Consider the following 24,562-nt stretch of genomic DNA (forward strand, 5'->3'; position numbering starts at 1 on the left):
GGGTCACTCGTTATTATAGGGAATTAAAATTCCACATATGGTAGTATTAGGATTAATTGCACTGAACAAATTTTTAAAAGAGAGGTGACATGATGAATATAGAATCATCCACGTTTTCACTATTACCGATTCTGATGCTTATTATCTACGGTTTATTCATATTGCTTGGGTTATACAGCCTGTATTTGTTCATCAAGCTCGCTACCCGAGGAATTACAGCTCTGGATATTTACATCGACGAAAAGAAAAACAAGCGATTATAAGCGGGCTTAAAGATTAAACTAGCGAGACGCGCCAGCAAAATAAATGGATGGAGGAAACAGTATGAGCGAAAAGGGATGCATCAAATGCGGCAGCCAGGACGCAAAAACGAAGGAAGTCGCCATGACCGGAACGGGGCTTTCGAAAATGTTCGATATTCAGCACAATCAATTTGTCGTAGTCTACTGCGCGAATTGCGGCTATTCCGAATTTTATAATAAGCAATCGTCGGCCGGTTCGAATATTCTTGATCTGTTCTTCGGTTGAACCAACTAAAGTTAAATGACGAAGCTGCCGGCTTGATCGGCAGCTTCATCAATCAGTCCCGCTTTACTCCGAGGCTCCGGAATGAAACCTCGATCGAAAACCCGAATGGATCATTCTAACGACGAGCGCGCAGACTGTGCGCTTGCTGCAACGCATCGAACCGCTTGGATAAGCCTAAAGCCTAGTAAACAGCGCCCGCCCGCGCCATCGCGGCGACGGATGCGCGAAAGTCCGGCCTGCCCTCGGCGTCCCACTTCAGCTCGGCGACGAACGTGTGCCGGTTCGGATCGTACAGCGGATCGCCCTCGATGTCGCGGTACGTCCTCGCGTGGAAGACGAACAGGCAGGTCTCGCCGTCCTCGGCGACGGTGAAGCTGTTGTGTCCGGGCCCGTACAACCCGAGCGACGGATCGGTCGTCAGGACTGGCTGCGCGGACTTGCGCCAGGATGCCGCGTCCAGCAGATCGGCGTCTTCGTCCGCCTCGAGCAAGCCCATGCAATAGTTGGCGTCGGTCGCGCTCGCCGAGTAAGAGAGGAACACCCGTCCGCCATGGCGGATGAACGCCGCCCCTTCATTGACCAGGAACCCGACGGTCTCCCAGTCGTATTCGGGGATCGAGAGCCGCGCGATCGGCCCCTCCAGCGTCCATGGATCGCGCATGCGGGACAGATACGATTGGAGTTGCCGGCGATGTCCGGATCCTTCTGCGCCCAGGCGTAATACCTCGCGCCGCGGTGCTCGAACGTCGTCGCGTCCAGGGAGAAGCTCTCCCATCCGGCGCGGACCTGCCCTTTTTCCTCCCACGCTCCGACTGTCGGGTCTTCCCCCGCGCACTCCAGCACGTACATGCGATGATCGAACAAGCCCTCGTTCGTCTCCGCCGTCCACGCGGCGGCGAAGTACACGTACCACTTGCCCTCTATATAGTGGAGCTCGGGGGCCCAGATGTTGGCGCTGAGCATGCCCGCCTCGTGCTTGCGCCAGACAACGGACGGCACGGCGGCCGCCAGCCCCTCGAGCGTGCGGGATTTGCGAATCTCGATGCGGTCGTATTCCGGCACCGAAGCGACGAAGTAGTAATGGCCGTCCGTATGACGATGGATGAACGGGTCCGCGCGCTGCGCGATGAGCGGCCTGACTTGATCTTGCGAAGTATGAGTTTCCATCCCTGCACCTGCTTTTCTGCGTTGTTTGCTCCGTTAGCCTTAGCCCTTCACGCCGCCGACCGTGAGGCCGGACACGAAGAAGCGTTGGAAAAAGATGAACACGAGCATGATCGGCACGATGGCCAGCACGGAGCCCGCGATGAGAATGTCGTAATTGTTGCCGTAAGGCGTCACGAGGCTGGCCAGGCCGATCGGCAGCGTGAGCTTATCTCCCGAATTGAGCACGATGAGCGGCCAGACGAAGCTGTTCCAGCTCGCGAGCGACTGCACGATCGCCATCGCTCCGAAGGCGGGCGCCATGAGCGGCACGAAGATCTTGAAGAAGATGCCGTACTCGGTGCAACCGTCAATCCGGCCCGCGTCGAGAAAATCTCTGGGCAATCCGGCCGCGAACTGCCTGAAGAAGAAGATCGGCAGCGGCGACACGACGAACGGCAGGATGACGCCCCCGAACGAATCGATCAGGTTGAAGGCGATCATCTGCTTGTACAGCGGCAGCATGATCATCTCGACCGGGATCATCATCACGAGCAGCACGAATACGAACAGCACGTTCCGGCCGACGAACCGGTACATCGCCAGGCCGTAGCCGACCATCGAGGACAACAGCAGGCAGCCGATCGTGTACACGACCGTGACGATCGCCGAATTTTTATACCAGTCCATATACTTGGCGGCGCCTGCGGAGAAAATGAACGAATAGTTGTGAAAAGACAGCAGCTCCGGCTGCAGCTTGATGTTCAGGCCGTAGCGCAGCAGCTCCTTGGACGGCTTAAACGAGGCGAGCGCCAGGCAATAAAACGGGAATAGCGCAAGGACGGCCAGCACGGCAAACAACGCGAACAGAAGGAAGGTTTGCGAGGAAGTCTTTTTTGCGGGCATCGCTATTCCTCCTTCTTGAACAATCCGAAAAATTGAAGCGCGACGAGGTTCAATACCATCATCGTGCCGAGCAGCGCGACGCCGATCGCGGAGCCGAGTCCGAGGTTGTTCTGCTCGACGCCGTTGCGGTACAGTAAGCCGATCATCGTCAGGCCGATGTCGTTGGGCGAACGGTTGCCGTTCCAGAGCATAAAGCTCTCCGTGAACATCGAGTATCCGCCGTAGATGCTGATCGTGATGACGTAGATGGCGACCGGCTTCAGCAGCGGCAGCGTGATGGACTTGAACTTGTGCCACGTATTCGCGCCGTCGATCTCCGCGGACTCGTACAGCTCGCCGGGAATCGTCTGAAGCGCCGACAGGAAGTAGACGATGTTGATGCCGACGAACCGCCACGTGGCGAGTACGACCAGCACGAACATGCCCGTCGCCGAGCTGCCCATCCAGTTGATCGTCTGCAGGCCGAACAGATGCCGGATCTGGTTCATGACCGAATCGTCTAGCGAGCCGAACACGAGGCGGAACACGATACCCGCCACGACGACCGAGGTCAGCGTCGGGACGAACAGCGCGGAGCGGAAAAAGGAGCTCCACTTCATGCGTGCCGAGTTCAGCAGCGCCGCCAGCACGAGCGGGAGCGGGATCAAGACGACGAGCGTCCAGAGCGTATACCTCGTGCTGTTCCACAGCGCGGCGTAGAACGAGTCGTCGTGCGCCATGCTCTTGTAGTTGCCCCAGCCGATGAAGTGCGTCTGCCCGGGCAGCACTTCCTGGAAGCTCATCAACAGCGTCGACGCCATCGGATACAGGAAAAAGACGGCGAGCGACAGCACGAAGGGCAGAACGAATACATACGGCGCGATTCGCTGGGAATACAGCCAGTTGGACTTCATTCCGTCGTTTCGCTCCTTTCAGGGCGCGGCTGCCGCCGGCGAACGCATCGTCCGCGCGGCGGCGCCGGACCAGGTACTTGTTGTCGTCTTACTTGATGCTTGCTGCGGCCTCGTCGAGCACTTGCTTCGGATCCTTAAGCTCGCTGAGCGCCTGGAACATCGCTTTGGTCTTGACCGCGTCGGATACCGCCGGCGTCTTCTCGCCGATATTGGTAGGCGCGATCTCGGACTTCAAGCCGGATAGGAACGTGAAGATGTCTTTGCCGAAGTAGTCCGTGTACTTGTTCGGCTCCTGCATCGCCGGATCGGTCCAGACGTCGGACCGGATCGGATCGAAGCCGAGCTGCTTCCAGATCTCGATATTGCCTTCCTTCGACAGCTTGGCGTAGGCCAGGAACTTCTTCGCGAGCTCCTGGTTTTTGGACTGCTTGGTGATGACGGTGCCCGTACCGCCCATGCCGGAGGAACGCATCTCGCCTTGCTTGAATACCGGCATCGGCTTGATGATCATCTTGCCTTTGAGATCCTGCATATAGTCGGTGAACCGGCCCATGTACCACATCGGCATCCAGACCGACGCCGCGCCGCCCTTGTTCATGAAGCCGTAGTATTCCTCGGCGTGATGGATGCCGCCTGGCGCCAGTACGGCGACCTTCTCCTTCACCAGCTTTTGCAGGTATGCGAGCGCTTCCACATTTTCCGCGCTATTAAGCGTGACGTTGCCGCTCTTGTCCAGGAAGTCGGATCCGTGCTGCACGACCATCGGCCAGAAGGTCCATTGGTCCCCCGTCTCTACGGTCGTCATCGGCTTGCCGGTTTTCTCCAGCACTTGCTTGCCGGCCTTTTCATAATCGTCCCAAGTCACGATATCGTCGGGATTGACGCCAGCCTGATCGAGGATCTCTTTGTTGTAATAAATGACCTGCGCGCCGACGTGATAATCGATGCCGTAGTACTGTCCGTCCTTCGCGTAGTTATCGAGCCGCGACATGACCAGATTGTCCTTCTCCGGCTCCACGATGTCGTTAAGGGGAGCGAGCTGCGGTTCGCCTTTCAAATAGTTGCCGATCTTGCTGATCTCGATGTCGGCCAGATCCGGCCCCCCCTTGCCCGACTGGAGCGAGACGAGCAGCTTGTTGTGCGCGTCGTCGTACGGGAAGGTCGTCGCCTCCAGCTTGATCTGTTCATTGGGGTTCGCTTTGTTCCAGGAAACCGCCATGCTCTCAAAGAACTTCTGGTGAAGCTCGTTGAACGTCCAGAAAACCAGCTTGGTCGCCTTGGACGAGGTCGCGGTTTTCGAGGAAGTGCCGGCGGAAGCGTCTGCCCCGTTATTTCCGTTGTTGCCGCATGCCGACAGTGCCATCGCAGCCGCCAGCGTCAGCGCGAGCGAGCCGTACAATCGTTTTTTCATTTCCGTATCCCCTTTGTTCAGTCGAATGGGCCTTGCGCTTGACTGGCATCTCGCAGATTTCAGCTCTGCTAGGATTTAAGGAAAATAGGTTGTAAGCGCTTAACAATTTGAATTATAATGGGTCTAAATCATAATTTATATATTCAATTGAGTATAAAAGCATAATTTTTATGCGGAGTGTGAGAATGATGGCCAGCAAAATCGCGCTGTACAAGCAGATTCAATCCGATATCAGGCAGAAGATCGCCTCGGGCGTCTATCGTCCCAAGGATCGCATTCCCTCCGAGCAAGAGCTCATGGACGCGTACAAGGTCAGCAAGATCACGGTCAAAAACGCGCTCGCCGAGCTGGCGGACGACGGGATCGTCGTGCGTATTCAGGGAAAGGGGACGTTCGTGGCCGCCGACGCGACGGCCGGGGACGCCTCTGCGCCGGAGGGACCGTCCGCCGGGGCCAGACCGCTCGTGGGGTTTATCATACCGACGATGAAGACAGGGGTCATCCGGAAAATGGTGGACTACATGGAGCGCTACCTGAAGGAAGCGGGCTATCAAATGATCCTGGGGATCACGCGCGAGTCGGCTGCCGAAGAATCCCGGACGATCCACGACATGCTCGGCGCGGGCGTCCGGGGGCTCGTCGTCTTCCCGACGGAGGACGAGAAGTACAACGAATCGCTGCTGCGGCTGTCGCTCGACAAGTTTCCGTTCGTCTTCATCGACCGCTATCTGCGCAATATCGAGACGAACACGATCACGTCCGACAATCTGGGCGGCGCCAAAGCCGCCGTCTCCCACTTGCTGAACAAGGGCCACCGCGACATCGCGCTGCTCTCTCCGGAGAACGCCAATACGACCGTCGAGGATCGCACGGCCGGGTTCGAGCACGCTTATATCGAGCATGGGATATCGATAGACAAGAGCCTCTGGTGCCACGTTCCGCTGCATATCCTGCGCAGCGACGAGGCGCCCGGCTACGTCACTTCTTTTCTGGAAGCCCGGCCTTCGGTATCGGCAGTCTTCACCTTGACGGAGGAGATCGCGAACCTGACGGCGAGGGCCTTGGCCCGGCTGGGACGATCCGGCGTCGAGCTCGTCTCCTTCGACGATCCCGGCCTGCCGAACGTCCCTTATATCGCGCAGAACGAAGAAGAGATCGCCCGCGCGGCCGTCGCGCTGCTGGACGTTCAGGTCCGCAGCGAGTACGACCCGCGCCAGATCGTCGTCCCCGTGGAGCTGATCATGCCTCTCGTCCAAAGCGAAAGTCCCGAACTTTGAGAGAATGACGGGGGCAACCTCGGTTGGGAAGACATTCTTCGCACTACCGTCATCTTCTTCGATCGACATATTCGCAACACGCCGCCGGCTAGTTAAGCCAACGATTTGCGGGCTGATCCATAGCATATCGTAATTCTATTTGTTCTATAACAAAATTTATCCTATCAAAAAGCAGCTTGGATCGAATTTTAAGGATCTGCATCCGCGTATCATCGCCTGCCATGGTACAATACAATCACTGGTTGCAATACCATCTTAATTTAAGAGGTGTACACGATGGATATTAACGAGTCGTATGGGAAGTATATATCGGCTATTTATCGCTATCTGCAAATTCTTATATCATCCGAGCTTGCTCCCTTTCGGATAGGAAGCGGGCAGTATCTCATCCTCATGGCGATCGCGAACAAAGAACCCATTACACAGAAAGCATTAAGCGAAGAACTACTCTTAGATAAAACAACGATCACGAAAGCAATCGCCAAACTCGAAGCAGAGGGTTACGTACGAAGGGAACCCGATCCCGCGGATAATCGTTACCATTTGCTTTATTTGACAGAAGCGGGCGGAGATGTAGTACCCAAGGTTAAAGAAGCATTGAATCGCGTAAGTAACCAGAGTCTTGTCGGTATCAACGAAGACGAATATGCCCTCATGTTGAGCTTGCTGAAAAAGGTGATAGGCAACATGAGTGAATTGGTTCGTAATGGGTGAAACGGCGATATCCGTTCCATATTTTACATTATCAAATGAAAAGAACATGTTCTCATTTCACCGATAAATAAAATAGTTGCAATGTCATCTAATTAATTGTACAGTAATATTAGTTGCAATGGCATCGCATCTAATACGTACCTAATTTAGTTACAGTGCCATCTAAAATTGAAAAGGAGACGGTATGAAATGAATACAACCACTTTAGTTATTGGTGCAACAGGAAATGTCGGTAAAGAGTTAGTCAAGATTTTGGCCAACCATGGTCATCCGGTTCGTGCCACAGTACGCTCCACGACTCGCACAGACGAATTGAAATCAATGGCGGTAGAAACGGTTGTAGCTGACATTGGCGATCCTTCCGCACTGAAGGCGGCCATGAACGGAATCGAAAAAATATTCTTCGTGACACCAGCGGCTCCACAAATGATGGAGTTATCGAGCAACATCATTCAGGCTGCAAAAGATACAGGTGTGAAGCATCTGGTTAAACTCTCTGGGGCAGATGCTGACTTGGAAGCCGTCACACTGACAAAGTGGCACCGAGCAGTTGAAAAAGAAATTGAGCGTTCTGGCATTGCCTACACCTTCTTGCGTCCAAACTCGTTCATGCAAAACATTGTCAACTTTAATTCCCAGACGATTAAAGATCATGGCACATTCTACGCGCCGATGGGTGACCAAGGAATTGCCCTGGTTGATGCGCGGGATATCGCGAAAGTAGCATTCCACGCCTTAACGACGGTAGGACATGAAAACAAGGCGTATTACCTGTCCGGTCCATCCGCTATTTCTTATAGCGAAATTGCAGATATCCTTTCTTCGGTAATCGGCAAGCCTGTTAAATATGTCGATGTACCGGACGATATGGCCCGGCAAGCCATGCTGGACGCAGGAACGCCCGGAGTGATAGTGGATGCAATAATGGAGTTGAATCATCTCAATAAGCTCGGGAAAGCGGCATCGGTGTCCCGCACGGTTGAAGAGATAACAGGACAAAAGGCGACTTCGTTCGAACGCTTTGTCAGGGATTATAAAAGTGCGTTTATAGGATAAACATCTAGACCGTCACTTGGTGATGCAAGTAGCAGTACATGAAAATCAGGAGGTATGATGTATGAAAGTAGCGAGTCCCTTTGTAGTGGTGGACAATTGCACGGAAGAAATCGGATATTACCGGTCTGTGCTCGGCGGGGAAGTTAAAATTTTTAGAAAACAGGATGATAAAGTGCTGAATGCTGAATTGAATTTAGGCAGCAGTACGATTTACTTCGCCGATAGCACCGCAGCTCAGCCTTCTATTAAAGGAGACTATGTAAAGGTCACTCTAACGCTCGAGACTGAAGAGGAGTTTCGCCAAGTGTATGAAGACCTGACGGCTGACGGAATTATAGATAGTGAGGTGTTCGAGGCTCCTTTTAACGGACTTCTTGCTGGCATCACGGATCGAAACGGCATTGGCTGGGTACTTTCCTACTTCAGAAGTTAACACAATGGAGAAATGGAGACGATAGTTGAATAGAGATACCGCGGCAGCCAACGATCTTCGGCTGCCGCTTCTTTATACTAACAGGACGATTTATCAACAACGGCTCTGGTTATCTTAAAGGCGAGCTGGAGCGTCGGATCGTATTTATTATTCTCGATGGCATTGATCGTTTGTCTGGATACGGCGCAAGCCACTGCGAGTTGTTCCTGCGAAACATGAAAAGTAGATTGCATCGTCGGTAACAGCCTAGAATCCTATTACTTCATCCTAGGCTGGCGCCGGCCAAGCAGACGGATTACAGCGATGACAGCAGCGGACGCAGCGCCTCCGCCCAATGCCTATAGCCTCGCTCCGTCAGGTGGCAGTAGTCCGGGGCAGTCTCCTGCGACAGCGTGCCGTCGGCTTCAAGCAGCTGCGGGCCGATGTCGACGAACGTATACCCGCGCTCCTGCGCGATCGCCGCATACCGCTCGTTGATCTGAGCGATCGTCCTGCGCCGGGGATGATCCGGCTCATGCTCGCGCGGGAATACCGCCATGACAACGATCTTGACGCCAGGCACTTTGGCCTCTACGCGGTCGCAGATCGCGCGCAGTCCTTCGGCGATCTCTTCCGCGCTGTTCGCCCGCGCATTTTCCGTCTCGCTCGTATTGTTCGTGCCGATCAGGATGACGACCGTCTGCGGACGCAGCCCGTCCAGCTGGCCGTGATCGAGCCGCCACAGCACGTTCTGCGTGCGGTCCCAGCCGAACCCCATGTTGAGCACCCGGTAGGGAGCGAACACGGAATTCCAGGCCTCCCGGTTTCCGTGCACGTTTTCCGACCAAGGCTCGCCGCCCCAGAAATGCGTGATCGAATCGCCGATCAGGACGACCTCCGGATCGATCGCCTGCTGCTCGCGCAGCACTTGCTCGTGACGGGCCCACCAATCGTAGCTGTCTTCCTCCAGCTTGGAGACCGGGATTACAGCCGTGTTCATCGTTTTGCGCTCGTTCGTCATCGTTTCTCCTCCGTCTATTCGTATCCTCGCCCGTCAGACCGAAAGCCCGACCCCGTCGATCTGCCGCACCGCCGCGGAGAGCGCCGCCATGGCCTGCTCGGCCAGCCGCTCCGGCGCTATTTTGCGGCCCTCCCTGTTCCAATCCTTCGTGATGCCGTATGCGATCCAGCTCATGACGCCGGACATCGTCCGCGCCGTCCCGTCGTCCATATCTTCCTTTTGACTCAGCAGAAGCTGGAACACGTCCTTCAAAAGCCTGCTTAACTTGCTCTCGATATAGGGGTTCATCGCCTCGTAGCTTCGCGCGCATTGCCTGCTGAAGTTCTCGTGAAACTCGCACAGCGTGACGATAATGCCCGTCAGCGTCGCCCGGCTCAGCTCGGCATGGCAGGACAGCTTCTGCATCAAGCTTTCTTTGAACATCTGCGAGAGCGCATCTTCCATCAGCTCGTATTTATCCGCGTAGTGGGCGTAGAAGGTCGCGCGATTGATCGTCGCCCGCTTCGTGATGTCCCCGATCGTGATTTCCTTGATATCCTTGTTGGGGATCAACGCATTGAACGCATCCAGGATCAGCTGCCTTGTGCGCAGGACCCTGGGGTCCGTCTTCGTCTCCTCCATCTCTCTCCCCCTCGCAAATCAGCCACTTTTCAGACAATACGGCGCTTTTGTCGCTTAAGCGATAATCCGAAGCAACTTGACGGTTGTCGGCCGGTTAACGTTATCTTATCATAACCTAAGCAACAGGTGTTGCATAAGTTCAAGTGGGTGAGAGGGGATAGGCATTCATGGTTCTGGTTCTTCAAATTCTTCTGGCGTTGTTGTTTTTCGTCTCCGGACTCGGCAAGGTCGCAGGGATTAAAATGCAGGTCGAAAACTTCAGTAAACTGGGGCTGCCGCAATGGTTTCGCGTCGTTACCGGGCTGCTGCAGCTGGTTGGCGTCGCCGGACTCGTCGCGGGCTTCTGGCGCGACAGCTGGGCCGCCTGGGGCGCCGTCCTGATCGGCGTCATCATGCTCGGCGCCGTCGCCTTCCACGTGCGCGTCAAGGACAAATTCGGCGCGATCGCGCCTGCGCTTGTGCTGGCCGTCCTTGCCATCGTGCTCGCCGCGCTGCTTGGCTCGGATCTGGGCGACTTCCCGAACTAAGCAGAACGCCTCCCCGATCGAATATCGGGGAGGCGTTCGCCGGCATGGACGTTTCTAGGATTTAATGCAGCAGCGCCTTAAAAATAAACGCTAGCTTAAGCCTAAGCAAACTTTCGGTTTGCTTTAGCGGCATGCCGAGCAGCTTTTCCAGTTTCTCGATCCGGTATGCCGCTGTATTCCGGTGAATAAACATTTTGGCTGCCAGCTCATTGATCTGGCCGTCGCACGCGATCAGCGTTTCCAGCGTAAGCAGCAATTCCTCCCGCTGCCTGCGTTCGTTCCGCTCCTTTAAGGTTGGCTTGTCGCACGCCCGGACCGGCTTCATCGCGAGCAGCCTTCCCAGATAGCGGTCTACATAGGCCGTCATGCTTTCCTGTGGCAGCTTCTCAAACAGGCGCATCCATTCGAGCATGAGCCGATCTTCTGCCTGCTTGTTCGCGACGGGCTCCATCCGCTTCAGCCTCCCAGACGTGTATTCGTCCTTCGCTTTCCTTTCTGCCAGGCGCAATGACGGGCATCTAGCAGCTGGTCATCCGTTGCCGAGCCTTGACTTCCATTCCGCTCTCGACCGCAGCGAAGCCGTGGGAGTCGTCGTAGATGACGCCCCCCCGCAGCAATGTCTTTTTCACCTTGCAGCCGATCCTGCGGCCTGCGTACGGCGAATGCTTATGCCGTTGATAAAGCTGCCCGGCGGCGAGAATATAGGGCTCGTTCAAATCCAACAGCACCAGATCCGCGTCAAGCCCAGGCTTGATCGCGCCTTTCATGTGCTCGAAGCCGAAGTTCTTGGCCGGGGCGCCCGAGAGCAGCCGGCTAATATGAGCCAGCGGAATCCCGCGCTTCAGATGTCCTTCGTCCACGAGCAGCTCCAGCGAGCTTTGAGCCCCGGCAATGCCGCCCCAAGCGGCGAACAGGTCTCTCGACGCCTTCAGCTGACTCGGGCAAGGCGAATGATCGGAGGCAACGAGATCGATGTCGCCCTGTGCGAGCCGCTTCCACAGCTCCGCCTGCTCCTCGCGGCTGCGAAGCGGCGGGGCGCACTTGGCCACAGCGCCCATTCGCGCGAGATCGGCATCCGTAAGGGTCAGATAATGCGGGCAAGTCTCGAGCGTCACATCCGTTCCCGTTAATTTCGCCTGACGGATCGCCATGACGGCATCCCCGCTGCTGATATGCGCAAAATGCAGCCGGCAGCCCGACTGCTTTGCATAATCCAGCGCCTTCTGCACGGCTTCGACCTCGGCGATTACCGGCCGCGAACCGGTATAATCGGCCGCTCCGCTCCGTCCCTCGCGACGTGCCAGATCAGTCAGCCTGGCAACGATCGACTCGTCCTCTGCGTGCAGCACCAGAACTTTGTTAAGCTCGGCGATCCGCTTCATGCCCTCCAGCAGCACCTGGTCGTCGGTACGCCGGAAGGCGTCCTCATGGTCGTCGCCGGGCGAGGACATGAACGCCTTGAACCCGACAACCCCGGCATTCGCGAGCGGCCCCAGCTCTTTCAGATAGCCGGGCATCAGCCCGCCCCAGAAGCCATAATCCGCGTAGGAAGCGCCGGCTGCCAGCTTGCGTTTAAGCTCCAGCGCTTGAACCGTCACGGTAGGCGGAATGCCGTTAAGCGGCATATCGATATAGGTCGTGCATCCGCCGGCAGCCAGCGCCGACGAGCCGCTCCGGAAGCCCTCCCAATGGCCAAGCCCCGGTTCGTTCAAGTGGACATGCGCATCGATCATGCCCGGCATGACGACAAGCCCATCGGCATCGATAACGGCTGCCCGGCCGCGTTCGACAGAGGCTGACAAATGTTCGATTCGGCCATGGCGGATACCGATATCCAGCTGCGCTACGCGATCCTCAAGCACAACCTGTCCGTTGATAATAACGAGATCGTAGCGGTCTGCGGAAGACGGCTCGTTTTTCATTCGGATTTACTCACTCCTGTCGTTCTGCTTGAAGCCCATTCATCGTTCGCGCCGCTCTTCTCCTCGCGGATTAATCGTCGAGTCCGATGAGCTTCGCCGGATTCGACGCGATCATATGATAAATATCTTCCGGAGCGAACTGATAATCGAGCATCGTCGCGACCATGGTCCGCATTCCCTGCACCGGCGTCGATGCGGCGCGAATGCCGTAATCCGTGCCGAGGACGAACCTGTCGATACCGACCTCCTTGATCGTCTTCATCCACGCGACCGCGTTCGTATGGCGGCCAAGTTCCGCTCCCATGTCCATATATTCCTTCTCCACGTAATAGTGGGTGCGCGGTACGTCCGGGTACAGCCAATCGACGAGGCATGCCTCCAGGAAGGCGCCCCTGGCCGCCGCTTCCTTCTGCTGCTCGACCGTCATCCTGCCTCTGACCGGATGGGCGATCAGCACCTTCTTGATTCCATACTGCTCGGCCAGCTCAAGCAAACGAAACGCTTCCTGCACAGAGACATGTCCGGTGTTCAAATAGACCTGCGGGCGCTCGGCCACCATCGTCAGTATCTCGTCGAGTTCCTCGGTAACCGTGCCGTCCGTCGGAATGGACGTCGCGACGGGCAGCTCCTTCTCCGCGAACTTCGGGAAGGCGTCCTTGAAAGGGACGAGCTTGCCGTCGACAAGGGTCGATTCGCGCTCTGCCGAATAACGCGTACAGTGCGAGCCGAAGCTGATGAACCGGCAGCCCTCTTCCATATGCAGCGCCGTCCGTACCGAGCGCGGATTCATTCCGCCGTGACAGGAGTTCATCAGATAACCCCCATACGTATGGATGCCCGGCACATGGCGGTTGACGACCCACGCCATACCGGAAGCCCAGCCAAATACGTCGTAATAGACGATGCTTCTCATACCTGCGGCGGCCGCTTCCTGCGCCACCTGAATCGGATCTTGGTGTCCCGGATTCGAGTTCAGGACCGGCCCTGCATGAACATGGCTGTCGATCGCCCCGATCAACAGCTCGTCGGGCAGCTCCATCGAACGGCGGTAGAACGATTCGTTCCACCTGGAACGGTCAACGGTACGGGATGGGATGGACGACGACGAATCAAACATTGGATCATTCCTCCTGTAATGAAAATGGGTTGCGAATAGCAGACGCCGTCTACCCTTTCACAGCGCCAGCCATAACGCCGGCAATAATACGCGAGCTGAAGGCGAAATACATAATGGTGACCGGGAGCATCGAGAGCACCATGCCGGCCATCAATTGCGGGTAGTTCGTGCTGTATTGCGATTTAAAATACGACATGCCCAGCGGCACCGTCCGCATCGAAGCATCCTTCAGCAGCACAAGCGCGAACGAGAATTCGTTCCAGCAGGCGAAAAATTGCAGAATAGCCACCGTCGTCAAGACAGGCACCGCCATCGGCATGATGATCATGAACATCGTCCGGCTGAAACTCAGCCCGTCGATGGCGGCCGCTTCCTCGATCTCTTTCGGAATGCCCGTCACGTAGCTCGAGACGAGCAGAATCGGCATCGACAGATTGAAGGCGACATATGGGATAACGAGCGTGTACCAATGGTCGGCAAGTCCGGTCTCTTTGAACAGCAGATACACCGGGACAAGCAGCGCATGGATCGGTACGAGAAGGCCGAACAAGTAGTAGATGACCATCAGCCGCTTACCCTTGAATTGCAGCCTGGCGACGAAATATCCGGTAATAAAAGCGATCAGTACGATCAAAACGACCGATATGGCGGTTACTCTAATGCTGTTCAAAGATAATTGCGGCATGTTCGTCAGCTTGATGGCTTCTGCGTAATTTTCGAAGTGCAGCTTGCCCGGAAGCGAGATGATGCTGTTCGAGAATTCTGCCTGCGTCTTCAGCGAGGAATATCCCAGCCATAAGAGCGGGAAGATGCAGCTTGCGGTAAACAGCAGCATGATGGCGTTCATGGCCAGCTTCTTGCCGAAGCGCATGAGATGAGGGGATTCCCGTTCTGCCGCAAGCTCCGCGCGCAGCTCCATTACGAGCCACCTCCGTCCGTGCTGCGTTTGCGCTGAAGCGCAAACGCGCTAAGCAAAATAATGAGAAGCGTTAACGCCATAATCGCAATCGCGAGCGCCGATCCGTACCCGTAGCGGAAACGCAGGAACGACGTGTCGTAGGCGTATAGCGCCATGACGGAGGAGGCATTCCCCGGCCCGCCGCCCGTCATCGCATAGATATGTTCGAAGCCCCGCATGTTATTGGCGATGCAGAGCAGGGACGCGACCATAAGCGTCGGCTTAGCCAGCGGGATGATGACGTACCAGGCTTTGCGGAAGCCGGTCGCCCCGTCGAGCTCCGCGACCTCCAGCACCTCTTTGTTAATGGCTGATAGGCCGGCGAGCATGAGGAGCGTATAGAAGCCGATGTTTTGCCAGGAGAGCGGGATCGAGACGAGCAGGACGATCGGGCCGGACAGGTCCAGCCAGGATTGGGCGAGCCGTTCGAGTCCGAGCAGTTTGAGCCCTTCATTTAGGAGGCCGTAATTGTAGTTGTAAATGAGCGTCCAAAGAAAAGCGATGATGATCGGGGCCAAGGTGGAGGGGAAGAAGCTGATGGTGCGGTGGAGCGCTTTGAACCGGACCGCTCTGGACAGCAGAAACAAGGCGAATAGAAACGCAAGCCCGACCTGCCCGATTAATCCATATACGGTCATGAGCCCATTGTTCAGGAACGATTGCCAGAATACATGGTCACGCATAATCTCGACGTAGTTATCGAGGCCGATGAAGCTTCTTTTCGGCCCGCCCGTCCAGGAGTAGAAGCTGTACCGGAAAGCCGAGAAAATCGGGACCAGCACGACAAACGAATAGATGGAAAGACCAGGCAGCAGGTAGAGCAGCATCAGCCAACTCGAAGGACGAAGCGCTTTGCCCATGGGATACCTCCTTATGCGAGATCAGCAAGCTGTCTCGTACTATCGCTTGGACAGGAACGTCTTATAAGCCTGCTGCACCGCTTCCGCCATCTGCTCGGGCGTTCTTGCGCCGGACATGACGCTCTGAATTTCGGTATTGATGACTTCGACGATCGAGGCATCGAACCACAGGTCGAAAATTTTCGTCGCATCCGCCGCCGCACTCGCTTCATAAGCGGCAAGGGCGATCGGGTGAAGCTTCGCCGAATCGAATTGTCCGGGGTCAAAAGCAGGGAATCCGCCAACCTCCGCCATTAGCTTGGCGCTCTGCGAGCCGGTCATGTATTCGAGCAGCGTCATTATCGCATCCAGCTTCGGACCTGGCTTAATCTTCGCATTGATACTGTAATAGACGCCGGCGCCTCCGGAGGAAGCAAGCGGATTTCCTTTGCCGCCTGGAGCAGCCGGGAACACGGCTACCTTTGTTGCGTTCTTCACGTTGTCCGGCGCATTGTTGACAACGTTCATCGCCGACCAGATCCCGCTGACGAACGCGGCCGAGCGTCCTTCAAAATAATAAGAGACCATCGTATCGCCATCGACGGAGTTCATATCCTTGTTGAGGTAACCTGACTTCGATAAATTTGACATCGTCGTGATGGCCTGAATGAAGCCCGCGTCGGTAAAAGCAGCACCGTTGCCGGCCAGGATCGATTCCGTCCATGCAGGACCGTTGTACCGGTCGGTCAAGGCGCTGATCCAGCTCGATAACGCATAGCCTTTGCCTTTGTCGCCATAGGAAAAGAGATTGATTCCCTTCGCCGCAAGCTTGCTGCCCGCATCCATCACTTCGTCCCAGTCCTTCGGAAAATGGTCATAGCCGATGTCGGCGAACAAGTCTGCATTATAGTAAATCAGGTGCGTCGGCCCTGCTGCGATCGGAATGCCGTACACGCTGCCGTCGCGCGTGCCGGCATCCAGCGTCCCGGGCCGGTAGCCGTCCCGCCATTCGGGCCGCTTATCCAGCTCCTCATTCAAAGGCAGCACGATGCCGTTCGCCACGAAATTCGTCATCCAGGAACCGGGTACGATGAACACGTCCGGCATATCGTCGGCAGCTGCCAGCGCTTGCGCCTTGATGGAGTAGTCTTCGTTCTGCAGTTGCTCCTCCACGATCTCAACTTCGGGATGATCCTTCTTAAAGCGTTCCACCCCGTCCAGCACGGCGGTGTCCTCCGGACTTTTGCCGATATTCGACGTTTGATAACGATGCATCAGCTTGATCGATACTTGACCGTCCGCCGATTTCGAACCGTTTGAAGTCTCCGCTTCATTTGAACATCCATTCATGAGCATCGCGCACGTTACACTGACGCTAAGCACAGCCTGCCATTTTTTCATTTTCTCCGCTCCCCTTATCTGTTGTCTATTGAAAGCCTTGTACAATTTGGCATCCAAAATTGGATACAATCATGCGCAAAAAAAATTTAGCGTTGAAAAATTTCCGTCAAATTCATCACGCTGCCGGTCTTCAACGTAAAATCAAGCGATCGCTCGATCTGCAGCAGGTGCTCCGTCATAATTCGGGAAGCGAGTTCCCCATCCTGGAGCGCGATCGCTTCCACCAATTGCTCATGATCGCGGCAGAAGGTTTCGCTTGACCCGTACAGCGCGATAATGACTGCCGTAAGCGAGATCAGCTCCTCCAGAAAGGTGTAGTAGTAGCTGTTCTGGGCGAGCTCCGCCAGCTTCAGGTGAAAATCGACCGTCACATCGAGCGCCCCGATGACATCGCCGGCATGACTAGCCTGATGCTCCTCCTGAAGCAGCTGCTGCAGTTGAGCGATCTGCGTCTTAGAAGCCGTCATGCACACTTTCCTCACCATGGAAGATTCAATGACACGCCTCATCTCGAATACCGACCGTGCATCTTCCACGCTTGGACAAGACACAAATGCGCCGCGGTAAGGAATGACCGTCAGCAGCTTTTCCATGGCCAGCCTTCGAAGCACATTGCGAATGGGCGTCCTGCTTACCTGGAAGGCGTCGGCCAGCGAATCCTCGATCAGCTGCATGTTGGGCAGCAGCTTATGCTGCGTGATCGCCAATTTAATCTCCTTGTAAATTTCAAGCTCCTTTTTTTTGCTCACCGCGGCCCTCCCTTTCATTATCAAGTTTATACGGCAGCAATCATGTTAGATATACTGACATTCTAGATGCGGCAGTGGGTCTGGTCAATGCAGGTCGCGGATTTTCGTCAGCGCGCACATATAGGCATTGTCCGAAGCGCTAGCCTGACCCGCGTTGGCGCGCTATTCTCTCGCCGGCGCCTTCAGGCCCCGCCCCGCATATTTTGTCAAAATTTAAGCGCCTTCCGCGAAAAACGATGGTACCATGAATAGTTAGTACTACCGGGTCCGCGCGCGATCCGGCACAATGGACGTAACAACGAAAGCGCCAGTCCGAAAGGAGCAACACGACATGACGTTGCGCAAAGTGAAAATATGCGGCACCGGCAAGTATCTGCCCGGCCGCCCCGTGACGGACGCCGAGATGGACGACCGGCTGGGCGTCGCCCGCGGGTGGACGCGCAAGACGACGGACGTCGCCGTCCGGTACTTCGCGGACGACGAGACCGCGTCCGAGATGGGCGCGAAGGCCGCTTATGCGGCGCTGGACGATGCGGGGCTGCGCTTCTCCGATATCGACTGCCTCGTCTGCGCCAGCGGCACGCGCGAGCAGGCGCTCCCCTGCACCGCCGTCTACATTCAGCAGGCGATGGGCCAGGAGCGATCCGGCGTCCCCGCCTTCGACGTCGACGCGACCTGCCTTAGTTTCCTCAACGCGCTCGACGTCATGTCGTGCATGATCGCGGCCGGCCGCTACCGCCGCGTGCTCATCGTGTCGACGGAGATCGCGTCGCTCGGGCTGGATTGGCGGCACAAGGAGAGCGCCGCCCTGTTCGGCGACGGCGCGGCCGCCGTCGTCCTGGGTCCCGCCGGGGAAGGGGAGCGATCCGCCATCATAGGCGCGTCTCTTCGCACGTATGCGGACGGCGCCGCCTTCTCGGAGATCCGCGCCGGCGGCTCGCGGCGCCATCCGCGCGGGCTGCGGCCTGCGGAGCCGGACGATTACCTGTTCCGCATGGACGGCCCCGCCATCTTCAAGATGGCCGCGCGCCTGCTCCCCGACTTCGCGGACGATCTGCTGCGCGCGACCGGCTCGCGCATGTCCGACTTCAAAGCCGTCGTACCGCATCAGGGCAGCGCGATGGCCGTGCGCCTGCTGCGCAAGAAGCTGGGCATCGCGGAGTCGCAGCTCGTCTACATCACGCCCGACCACGGCAACACGATCGCGGCCTCGATCCCGATGGGACTGCACGAGGCGATTCGCTCGGGCCGGATCGTCCGGGGCGACCGGGTGCTGATGATCGGCACGGCCGCGGGACTGACGCTCGGAGGACTCGTGCTTGATTACTGAGCCGCGGTCCGGGAACGAGGCCGAGAAAAGCGAAGCCTTGTCCGGCAGGGAGCAAACAGCAGCCAGCGTGACGGGCGACTGTTTGGCAGGCGACAACTTCGCGAGCAACAGCTCGGAGGGCGACAGCTTGGGCGGCGGCAGCAAGCGTATCCTGCTCACCGGCGGCAGGGCGCCCGCGACGCTGGAGCTCGCCCGGCTGCTCCGCGCGGTCGGTCATACGGTGTTCGCGGCCGAGAGCGCGCCCTATCATCTCTGCCGGGCGTCCCGCGCGGTGACGCGCAGCTTCTCCGTGCCGGCGCCGGCGTTCGATCCCGCAGGCTTCGCGGCGGCGCTGGCACGAATCGCGGACGAGTGCCTCGTCGACGCAATTATCCCGACGTGCGAAGAGATCTTCCACGTCTCGCGTGAGCTGGGCCGGTTCGCCGGCCGCTGCAAGGTGCTTGCGGCGCCGCTGGACGAGCTCGACCGGCTTCACCATAAGGGCGCCTTTATTCGGATGGCGGAGGCTGCCGGCCTGCCCGTTCCCCCGACGGCGATCGTCGAGGCGCCGGACGGCTGGCTGCCGCTGCTGGCGGACGACGCGTTCGCGGACGGGCTCGTGCTGAAGCCCGCATACTCGCGCTTCGCTTCGCGCGTCATCATGGTCGAGCCGCGCGAGGAACGCTTATCCCCTTCGGTCAGGGAGGCGGTCATTCGCACGCTGGCCGATTCCGGCGGCGGCGTATCGCCCGCGCGCCCCTGGATCGCGCAGAAGCTGCTGCGCGGCGAGGAATGGTGCACGTACGGCGTCGCGCACCAAGGCGTGCTCGCCGCGTTCGCCGCGTACCGCAGCCGCTTCCGGGCCGGGCGGGGCGCCAGCATCCACTTCGCCGCCGAAACGCATCCGGCGCTGGCGGATTGGGTCGCGCGGTTCGTCCGCCACGCGCGCTTCACGGGACAGATCGCGTTCGACTTCATGGCGGAGCCGGACGGCGCGGTCTATCCGCTCGAATGCAATCCGCGCGCCACGAGCGGCATCCATCTGTTCCGCCCGGGGGACGGGCTGGCGGAGGCGCTTCTTGCGCCAGCGGGGCTCGCAGCGAGCGGGGCGGTAGCGACGCCAAGGCCCGGCGCGGGCGCCATGCTGTCTCCCGCGATGCTGACGTACGGGCTCGCACAGGCCGTCCGCGAACGCAGGATGCGCGAGTGGATGCGCGCCTTCGCCGGCAGCCGCGACGCGGTGTACCGGCGCGGAGACGCCGGTCCCGCAGCCGAGCAGCTGCGGCTGTTCGCCTGGCTCAGACGGACTGCGAGAGGTCGGGGCGTGACGCTCCAGGAAGCTTCGACTATCGATATCGAATGGAATGGTGAACGATGACCAGAGCGTTAATAACCGGCGCGACGGGCTCCCTCGGACGGGCGACCGCGCTGCGTCTTGCGGAGGCGGGGTGGACCGTGACGGGCATCGGGCGAAATGCCGAAACCGGCCGGCTGCTGGAGGCTGCCGGCATCGCCTTCCGCCGGATCGATATCGGAACGCAGCCGGAGGAAGTGGCGGAAGCGTGCGCGGGCCAGGACTATGTCATTCACTGCGCGGCGTTGTCTTCCCCGTGGGGCCGCTACCGGGACTTCGAAGCGGCAAACGTCGCCGGCACCGCGCATGTCGTCGCCGGGTGTCTTCGCCGCGGCGTCAGCAGGCTCGTGCATGTATCGACGCCGAGCGTCTACTTCGACTACAGCGACCGGCTGAACGTGAAGGAGACGGCAGCGCTGCCTCGGCGGCCCGTCAACGCCTACGCGGCGACCAAGCTGATCGCGGAGCGGATCGTGCAAGAAGCGGCGGGCCAAGGGCTGGACGCGATCATCCTGCGTCCGAGAGCCATCTTCGGGCCGGAGGACGGCTCTCTGTTCCCGCGGCTGATGCGGGTCAACGAACGGCGCGGCATCCCGCTGATCGGCGGCGGTCAGGCGCAGCTCGACCTGACCTATGCGGACAACGTCGTCGACGCGCTGGAGGCGGCCTGCGTCGCGCCGTCCTCGGCGGCCGGGCAGACCTTCAACATCTCGAACGGCGAGCCGGTCCGGCTGATCGATCTGTTGGAGCGACTGTTCGCGCTGCTGGAGCAGCCGCTTCGCACGCGGGAAATCCCGCTTCGCACGGCGCTGGCCGCGGGTTCCTTGATGGAGCGCGCGTACCGGATCGCGCCTTTTCTAGGCGCGGAGCCGCCCTTTACGCGCTATACCGTCGGCTTGCTCGCGTACAGCCAGACGCTCGACATCTCGGCGGCGCGCCGGACGCTCGGGTATGAGCCCCGCGTCAGCATTGACGAGGGACTGCAGCGTTTCGCCGCCTGGTGGAGGGCGAACCGATGAGCGCCCGGACAGAGGGCGTGCCGGTCGAACTGAAGCTGATGTCGGCGGGCTACTGCGTGCATCCCGAATTCGTGACGATCCGCGGCGGCTCGCTCCGCACCGCGGCGTATCCTGCCGGCTTCGCGCTGATCCGCCATCCCGCCCAAGGCTGGATCTTGTTCGACACCGGCTATTCCGCCCGTTTCGAAGCGCTGACGCGGCGGCTTCCTTACGCGTTGTACCGCCGGCTTACGCCCATCCGCTACCGGGAGGAAGACGCCGCCGTGCGTCAATTGGCGAGGCTCGGCATTCGCGCGGACGAGATCGGCACCGTGATCCTGTCGCATTTTCATGCGGATCACATCGGCGGCGCGCGGGACTTCCCGAACGCCCGCTTTCTGTATCCCGAGGCCGCCTATGCGCCGCTTCGCCGACTCGGACCGGTACGGTCTACGCGCGCGGGATTTCTCCCCGGCCTGCTGCCTGACGGCTTCGCTGACCTGGCGACGCCTATCGAGCGGACGGCCTCATGGACGCCGCTGCCGGGCCCTTCGCCGCTAATTGGCGGCTGGGACCTGCTCGGCGACGGCAGCCTGATCGCCGTCAGCCTCCCCGGGCATGCCGCGGGCCAGATCGGCCTGCTGCTCCATGCTTCGGACGGGCCGCATCCCGCAGCCCCGTCCCGCGCGGAGGGTCCGACGCGCTGCCTGCTGTGCGCCGACGCCGCCTGGTCGAGCCTGGCGCTGCGCGAGAACCGCCCGCCGCATCCCGCCGCAGGCATCGTCATGGACGACCGGCGGGCTTACCGCGACAGCTTCGCGCTGCTGCGGCGCTGGCAGGCGGCCGATCCGGCGCTCGTCATCGTGCCGAGCCATTGCCGCGAATTTTTCCCCATCGACGACCGGGAGGTGCCCTTGCGATGAAAAGAGCCTTCGGCTTCATCCTTCACTATCTGCGCGCCCGGCGCGGATCCCGCTGGCAGGATCGCGCCGCGTTCGACAGATGGCGCGAAGAGCGCGTGCTGCGCCACGTCGCCCGCGTGCGCCGCGATTCGCCGTTCTACCGCGAGTTGTGGAAGGGCATTCCCGACGCGGATTGGCGCGCTTTTCCCCAGATCGACAAATCCGCCATGATGGCCGGCTTCGACCGGCTCAACACCGTCGGCGTCACCAAGGCCGAAGCGTTCGGCGTCGCAGAAGCCGCGGAGCGGTCGCGCGACTTCACGCCCGTGCTGCGCGGCATCACCGTCGGCCTGTCGTCGGGCACCTCCGGCAACCGCGGTCTGTTTCTCGTCAGTCCCGAAGAGCAGGCGGCCTGGGCAGGGACGGTGCTCGGCAAGCTGCTGCCGGTCTCGCTTCTCAGCCGTTTCAAGATCGCCTTTTTCCTGCGCGCGAACAGCAATCTGTATGCGTCCGTCGGCGGACGGCGGCTGTCGTTCGGATTCTATGATCTCCTCGATCCAGTCGACGCGCATCTGCAGCGCTTGCGGGCCGAACGGCCGGACCTGATCGCGGCGCCGCCGTCCATGCTGCGCGCGCTGGCCGACGCTTCCCTCGCGGGCAGGCTCGACGGCGTCCGGCCCCGCCGGATCATCGCCGCCGCCGAGGTGCTCGACCCGCTGGACCGCGCGACGATCGAACGGGCCTTCGGCCAGACCGTACACCAAGTTTATCAATGCACCGAAGGCTTCCTCGGCTGCACCTGCGCGCACGGCACGCTGCATCTGAACGAGGATCTCGTCTATATCGAAAAGGACTACGTCCCGGGCAAGCCCGGCACGTTCGTGCCGATCGTCACCGACTTCTCGCGCCGGACGCAGCCCATCGTCCGATACCGGCTGAACGACCTGCTCGTCGAGCGTACGGCGCCCTGCCCCTGCGGCTCTCCCTTTACCGCGATCGAGCGCATCGAGGGGCGCTGCGACGACATTTTCTACGTCCCGGCTCTGCAGCCGGGCGCGGCGCCCGTCCCCGTCTATCCCGACTTCGTGACGCGGGCGGTCATCGGCGCATCAAGCGAGATCGAGCAGTACCGCGTCGTGCAAACGGCGCCGGATCGCTGGACGGTCGAGCTCGACCTGCGGGACGGCGATCTGCGCCATGCAGCCGAATCCGGCATCCGACAGGCGGTCGAATCGCTGTGCGAGCGGCTCGGCTGCACCGCCCCCATGCTCTCTTTTACGCCCTATGCACGCATGGCCGGCGACCGGAAGCTCCGCCGCGTCGAACGGAGGTACGCGCCGTGAGCGTATCGGTCCTTTTCTACGACAGCACGAATATCGGAGATTGTCCCTGGCCGGACACGGCGTACGGGCAATATGCGAGGCGTTACCTGCTCCCGGTCATGACGGGTGGCAGCGAGGCATTTGTCGCCAACGTTCGTACGCGCCTTCTCGTCATGAGCGTCGACGGCATCCCGGTGCCCGTCACCGTCAACGATGCGGAGTACGCCAACTCCTACGTCTGCTCGCCCTACACGCACTATGTGAGCTACGCCAAGGAGGAGCTCTCGCTCCTGCGCAATCGCGTGCTTATCGCCGCGCTGTCCGCGGTGCTGACCGGGATCGGCGGCCTGCTAAAGGCATCGCGGTTCAACCGCGTCGTGCACGTCAACAACTGGCTTCTGTCGACCAATCTGTATCCCGTGTTGTCGGACGAACAATGGTCGGCTGCGCTGGAGCGCCTGATCCGCGCGTTTCCCGGCCACGCCATCGCCTTCCGGTCCCTCAACGCCTCGTTGAATGCGCGCGAAATGGACCACCTTCGCGGGCGACGATGCCGTCTCGTGCCCAGCCGGCAGATTTATCTGCTGCACACTGATGACCCCGACTTCGCGAATGCCAAAGCCCGCTGGCTGCTGAAGCGCGACCGCGCGTTGGCCGTCCGGCACGGCTATGTGGAAGTCGGCCCCGCGAATATGACGCCGGCGGACATTCCGCGCATGGCGGAGCTGTACAAGATGCTGTACCTGGACAAATATTCGCTGCATAATCCGCAGTTCACGGAGCGCTTCCTGGAGACGGCGCTCGCCGAGGGCACGCTTGAGCTGCACGGCTACCGAGATGGCGCCACCGGCAGACTCGAGGCGATCCTCGGTTTCTACGCGCGCGAGGGCGCCATGACGACGCCTTTGTTCGGCTACGACACCTCGCGCCCGCAGGCGCACGGCCTCTACCGGATGCTGTCGGCCCTTCTGATCGACATCGCCCGCGAACGCGGCCTGCTGCTGCACGAGAGCTCGGGCGCGGCGCAGTTCAAGCGCAATCGCGGCGCGGTCGCCGACATCGAGTACACCGCGCTGTACGATGGGCATCTGCCCGCATGGCGAAGAGGCAGCTGGTCCGCGCTTGAAGGGCTGCTCGGCAAGATCGGCGTACCGCTGATGCAAAAATACAAACTGTAGTCGG

25 protein-coding genes and 1 pseudogene are annotated in these 24,562 nt (G+C 59.3%); 12 read left to right on the top strand and 14 right to left on the bottom strand.

From position 1 onward, the window contains the following. Window positions 1-324: 324 nt before the first annotated feature. Window positions 325-528: a zinc ribbon domain-containing protein gene (locus tag BM235_RS22780; protein ID WP_090116544.1), complete on the top strand. Its 204-nt coding sequence runs from the start codon at window positions 325-327 to the stop codon at window positions 526-528. 181 nt (window positions 529-709) lie between these two features. On the opposite strand, the pseudogene BM235_RS22785 reads toward BM235_RS22780, so the two are convergent. The 4 genes and pseudogenes from BM235_RS22785 to BM235_RS22800 form a co-directional block, all read right to left on the bottom strand. After that, a pseudogene (locus BM235_RS22785) lies at window positions 710-1,695 on the bottom strand (family 43 glycosylhydrolase). Between the two features lie 39 nt (window positions 1,696-1,734). Then, window positions 1,735-2,577 carry a carbohydrate ABC transporter permease gene (locus tag BM235_RS22790; protein ID WP_090116545.1) on the bottom strand — a complete coding sequence of 281 codons (843 nt, stop codon included), beginning with the start codon at window positions 2,575-2,577 and terminating at the stop codon, window positions 1,735-1,737. A gap of 2 nt (window positions 2,578-2,579) precedes the next feature. Then, on the bottom strand, window positions 2,580-3,470 hold the full coding sequence (locus BM235_RS22795; protein WP_090116546.1) for a carbohydrate ABC transporter permease: 891 nt from the start codon (window positions 3,468-3,470) through the stop codon (window positions 2,580-2,582). A gap of 88 nt (window positions 3,471-3,558) precedes the next feature. Continuing rightward, the gene (locus tag BM235_RS22800; protein WP_090116547.1) at window positions 3,559-4,881 is read right to left on the bottom strand and encodes an ABC transporter substrate-binding protein; all 1,323 of its coding nucleotides are present in this window, start codon (window positions 4,879-4,881) and stop codon (window positions 3,559-3,561) included. A 185-nt stretch (window positions 4,882-5,066) separates the two neighbouring features. Between BM235_RS22800 and BM235_RS22805 the strand changes: the two genes are divergently transcribed. The 4 genes from BM235_RS22805 to BM235_RS22820 all read left to right on the top strand — a co-directional run bounded on the left by BM235_RS22805 (window position 5,067) and on the right by BM235_RS22820 (window position 8,361). Further along, complete coding sequence (locus BM235_RS22805; RefSeq protein WP_255374533.1) at window positions 5,067-6,158, top strand: GntR family transcriptional regulator; 1,092 nt, start codon at window positions 5,067-5,069, stop codon at window positions 6,156-6,158. A 276-nt stretch (window positions 6,159-6,434) separates the two neighbouring features. After that, the gene (locus tag BM235_RS22810; protein ID WP_090116549.1) at window positions 6,435-6,872 is read left to right on the top strand and encodes a MarR family winged helix-turn-helix transcriptional regulator; all 438 of its coding nucleotides are present in this window, start codon (window positions 6,435-6,437) and stop codon (window positions 6,870-6,872) included. A gap of 189 nt (window positions 6,873-7,061) precedes the next feature. Continuing rightward, window positions 7,062-7,928, top strand: a complete 867-nt coding sequence (locus BM235_RS22815) for an SDR family oxidoreductase (protein ID WP_090116550.1) — start codon at window positions 7,062-7,064, stop codon at window positions 7,926-7,928. 61 nt (window positions 7,929-7,989) lie between these two features. After that, complete coding sequence (locus BM235_RS22820) at window positions 7,990-8,361, top strand: VOC family protein (RefSeq protein WP_090116551.1); 372 nt, start codon at window positions 7,990-7,992, stop codon at window positions 8,359-8,361. A 77-nt stretch (window positions 8,362-8,438) separates the two neighbouring features. On the opposite strand, the gene BM235_RS22825 is transcribed toward BM235_RS22820, so the two are convergent. The 3 genes from BM235_RS22825 to BM235_RS22835 all read right to left on the bottom strand — a co-directional run bounded on the left by BM235_RS22825 (window position 8,439) and on the right by BM235_RS22835 (window position 9,982). Then, a complete protein-coding gene (locus BM235_RS22825) occupies window positions 8,439-8,594 on the bottom strand; it encodes a helix-turn-helix transcriptional regulator (RefSeq protein ID WP_090116552.1) in 156 nt (51 codons plus the stop codon). A gap of 62 nt (window positions 8,595-8,656) precedes the next feature. Then, window positions 8,657-9,361: a GDSL-type esterase/lipase family protein gene (locus tag BM235_RS22830; protein WP_090116553.1), complete on the bottom strand. Its 705-nt coding sequence runs from the start codon at window positions 9,359-9,361 to the stop codon at window positions 8,657-8,659. A 33-nt stretch (window positions 9,362-9,394) separates the two neighbouring features. Further along, a complete protein-coding gene (locus BM235_RS22835; protein ID WP_090116554.1) occupies window positions 9,395-9,982 on the bottom strand; it encodes a TetR/AcrR family transcriptional regulator in 588 nt (195 codons plus the stop codon). Window positions 9,983-10,149: 167 nt separating this feature from the next. Here BM235_RS22835 and BM235_RS22840 point away from each other — a divergent pair, with 167 nt between their 5' ends. After that, on the top strand, window positions 10,150-10,509 hold the full coding sequence (locus BM235_RS22840; protein WP_090116555.1) for a DoxX family protein: 360 nt from the start codon (window positions 10,150-10,152) through the stop codon (window positions 10,507-10,509). Window positions 10,510-10,570: 61 nt separating this feature from the next. Here the strand turns inward: BM235_RS22840 and BM235_RS22845 are convergent, their stop codons facing one another. The 7 genes from BM235_RS22845 to BM235_RS22875 all read right to left on the bottom strand — a co-directional run bounded on the left by BM235_RS22845 (window position 10,571) and on the right by BM235_RS22875 (window position 17,495). After that, window positions 10,571-10,960 carry a helix-turn-helix domain-containing protein gene (locus BM235_RS22845; RefSeq protein WP_090116556.1) on the bottom strand — a complete coding sequence of 130 codons (390 nt, stop codon included), beginning with the start codon at window positions 10,958-10,960 and terminating at the stop codon, window positions 10,571-10,573. A 67-nt stretch (window positions 10,961-11,027) separates the two neighbouring features. After that, the gene (gene allB / locus BM235_RS22850; RefSeq protein ID WP_090116557.1) at window positions 11,028-12,431 is read right to left on the bottom strand and encodes an allantoinase AllB; all 1,404 of its coding nucleotides are present in this window, start codon (window positions 12,429-12,431) and stop codon (window positions 11,028-11,030) included. 70 nt (window positions 12,432-12,501) lie between these two features. Further along, window positions 12,502-13,548, bottom strand: a complete 1,047-nt coding sequence (locus BM235_RS22855; protein ID WP_090116558.1) for a DUF6282 family protein — start codon at window positions 13,546-13,548, stop codon at window positions 12,502-12,504. 49 nt (window positions 13,549-13,597) lie between these two features. Then, entirely contained in the window at window positions 13,598-14,467 is an 870-nt protein-coding gene (locus BM235_RS22860) for a carbohydrate ABC transporter permease (RefSeq protein WP_255374534.1), read from the bottom strand. After that, on the bottom strand, window positions 14,467-15,366 hold the full coding sequence (locus BM235_RS22865) for a carbohydrate ABC transporter permease (RefSeq protein ID WP_090116559.1): 900 nt from the start codon (window positions 15,364-15,366) through the stop codon (window positions 14,467-14,469). The genes BM235_RS22860 and BM235_RS22865 overlap by 1 nt, the downstream gene beginning before the upstream one ends. 39 nt (window positions 15,367-15,405) lie before the next feature. Continuing rightward, complete coding sequence (locus tag BM235_RS22870) at window positions 15,406-16,746, bottom strand: extracellular solute-binding protein (RefSeq protein WP_090116560.1); 1,341 nt, start codon at window positions 16,744-16,746, stop codon at window positions 15,406-15,408. Window positions 16,747-16,832: 86 nt separating this feature from the next. Beyond that, window positions 16,833-17,495: a GntR family transcriptional regulator gene (locus tag BM235_RS22875; protein ID WP_090116561.1), complete on the bottom strand. Its 663-nt coding sequence runs from the start codon at window positions 17,493-17,495 to the stop codon at window positions 16,833-16,835. A 331-nt stretch (window positions 17,496-17,826) separates the two neighbouring features. On the opposite strand from BM235_RS22875, the gene BM235_RS22880 reads away from it, so the two are divergent. Genes BM235_RS22880 through BM235_RS22905 form a run of 6 tightly spaced genes read left to right on the top strand, consistent with a single transcriptional unit; the run spans window position 17,827 to window position 24,558 of the window. Further along, window positions 17,827-18,825 carry a beta-ketoacyl-ACP synthase III gene (locus BM235_RS22880; RefSeq protein ID WP_090116562.1) on the top strand — a complete coding sequence of 333 codons (999 nt, stop codon included), beginning with the start codon at window positions 17,827-17,829 and terminating at the stop codon, window positions 18,823-18,825. Then, window positions 18,815-20,182, top strand: coding sequence for an ATP-grasp domain-containing protein (locus BM235_RS22885; protein ID WP_090116563.1), 1,368 nt, complete (start codon window positions 18,815-18,817; stop codon window positions 20,180-20,182). The genes BM235_RS22880 and BM235_RS22885 overlap by 11 nt, the downstream gene beginning before the upstream one ends. Further along, window positions 20,179-21,177 (top strand): NAD-dependent epimerase/dehydratase family protein, encoded by a 999-nt coding sequence (locus BM235_RS22890; RefSeq protein ID WP_090116564.1) that lies wholly within the window; start codon window positions 20,179-20,181, stop codon window positions 21,175-21,177. Before BM235_RS22885 ends, BM235_RS22890 begins: the two co-directional genes overlap by 4 nt. Continuing rightward, entirely contained in the window at window positions 21,174-22,079 is a 906-nt protein-coding gene (locus tag BM235_RS22895) for an MBL fold metallo-hydrolase (RefSeq protein WP_090116565.1), read from the top strand. Before BM235_RS22890 ends, BM235_RS22895 begins: the two co-directional genes overlap by 4 nt. Next, entirely contained in the window at window positions 22,076-23,401 is a 1,326-nt protein-coding gene (locus tag BM235_RS22900; protein ID WP_090116566.1) for a F390 synthetase-related protein, read from the top strand. The genes BM235_RS22895 and BM235_RS22900 overlap by 4 nt, the downstream gene beginning before the upstream one ends. Continuing rightward, window positions 23,398-24,558 (top strand): GNAT family N-acetyltransferase, encoded by a 1,161-nt coding sequence (locus BM235_RS22905; RefSeq protein WP_090116567.1) that lies wholly within the window; start codon window positions 23,398-23,400, stop codon window positions 24,556-24,558. The genes BM235_RS22900 and BM235_RS22905 overlap by 4 nt, the downstream gene beginning before the upstream one ends. Window positions 24,559-24,562 lie beyond the last annotated feature (4 nt).

The sequence above is a fragment of the Cohnella sp. OV330 genome, from assembly GCF_900112065.1.
GTDB lineage: Bacteria > Bacillota > Bacilli > Paenibacillales > Paenibacillaceae > Cohnella.

Coding starts and splice junctions, on each gene's coding strand:
- BM235_RS22780 (WP_090116544.1), top strand. CDS start 325: ATGAGCGAAAAGGGATGCATCAAATGCGGCAGCCAGGACGCAAAAACG.
- BM235_RS22790 (WP_090116545.1), bottom strand. CDS start 2,577: ATGCCCGCAAAAAAGACTTCCTCGCAAACCTTCCTTCTGTTCGCGTTG.
- BM235_RS22795 (WP_090116546.1), bottom strand. CDS start 3,470: ATGAAGTCCAACTGGCTGTATTCCCAGCGAATCGCGCCGTATGTATTC.
- BM235_RS22800 (WP_090116547.1), bottom strand. CDS start 4,881: ATGAAAAAACGATTGTACGGCTCGCTCGCGCTGACGCTGGCGGCTGCG.
- BM235_RS22805 (WP_255374533.1), top strand. CDS start 5,067: ATGATGGCCAGCAAAATCGCGCTGTACAAGCAGATTCAATCCGATATC.
- BM235_RS22810 (WP_090116549.1), top strand. CDS start 6,435: ATGGATATTAACGAGTCGTATGGGAAGTATATATCGGCTATTTATCGC.
- BM235_RS22815 (WP_090116550.1), top strand. CDS start 7,062: ATGAATACAACCACTTTAGTTATTGGTGCAACAGGAAATGTCGGTAAA.
- BM235_RS22820 (WP_090116551.1), top strand. CDS start 7,990: ATGAAAGTAGCGAGTCCCTTTGTAGTGGTGGACAATTGCACGGAAGAA.
- BM235_RS22825 (WP_090116552.1), bottom strand. CDS start 8,594: ATGCAATCTACTTTTCATGTTTCGCAGGAACAACTCGCAGTGGCTTGC.
- BM235_RS22830 (WP_090116553.1), bottom strand. CDS start 9,361: ATGACGAACGAGCGCAAAACGATGAACACGGCTGTAATCCCGGTCTCC.
- BM235_RS22835 (WP_090116554.1), bottom strand. CDS start 9,982: ATGGAGGAGACGAAGACGGACCCCAGGGTCCTGCGCACAAGGCAGCTG.
- BM235_RS22840 (WP_090116555.1), top strand. CDS start 10,150: ATGGTTCTGGTTCTTCAAATTCTTCTGGCGTTGTTGTTTTTCGTCTCC.
- BM235_RS22845 (WP_090116556.1), bottom strand. CDS start 10,960: ATGGAGCCCGTCGCGAACAAGCAGGCAGAAGATCGGCTCATGCTCGAA.
- allB (WP_090116557.1), bottom strand. CDS start 12,431: ATGAAAAACGAGCCGTCTTCCGCAGACCGCTACGATCTCGTTATTATC.
- BM235_RS22855 (WP_090116558.1), bottom strand. CDS start 13,548: ATGTTTGATTCGTCGTCGTCCATCCCATCCCGTACCGTTGACCGTTCC.
- BM235_RS22860 (WP_255374534.1), bottom strand. CDS start 14,467: ATGGAGCTGCGCGCGGAGCTTGCGGCAGAACGGGAATCCCCTCATCTC.
- BM235_RS22865 (WP_090116559.1), bottom strand. CDS start 15,366: ATGGGCAAAGCGCTTCGTCCTTCGAGTTGGCTGATGCTGCTCTACCTG.
- BM235_RS22870 (WP_090116560.1), bottom strand. CDS start 16,746: ATGAAAAAATGGCAGGCTGTGCTTAGCGTCAGTGTAACGTGCGCGATG.
- BM235_RS22880 (WP_090116562.1), top strand. CDS start 17,827: ATGACGTTGCGCAAAGTGAAAATATGCGGCACCGGCAAGTATCTGCCC.
- BM235_RS22890 (WP_090116564.1), top strand. CDS start 20,179: ATGACCAGAGCGTTAATAACCGGCGCGACGGGCTCCCTCGGACGGGCG.
- BM235_RS22895 (WP_090116565.1), top strand. CDS start 21,174: ATGAGCGCCCGGACAGAGGGCGTGCCGGTCGAACTGAAGCTGATGTCG.
- BM235_RS22900 (WP_090116566.1), top strand. CDS start 22,076: ATGAAAAGAGCCTTCGGCTTCATCCTTCACTATCTGCGCGCCCGGCGC.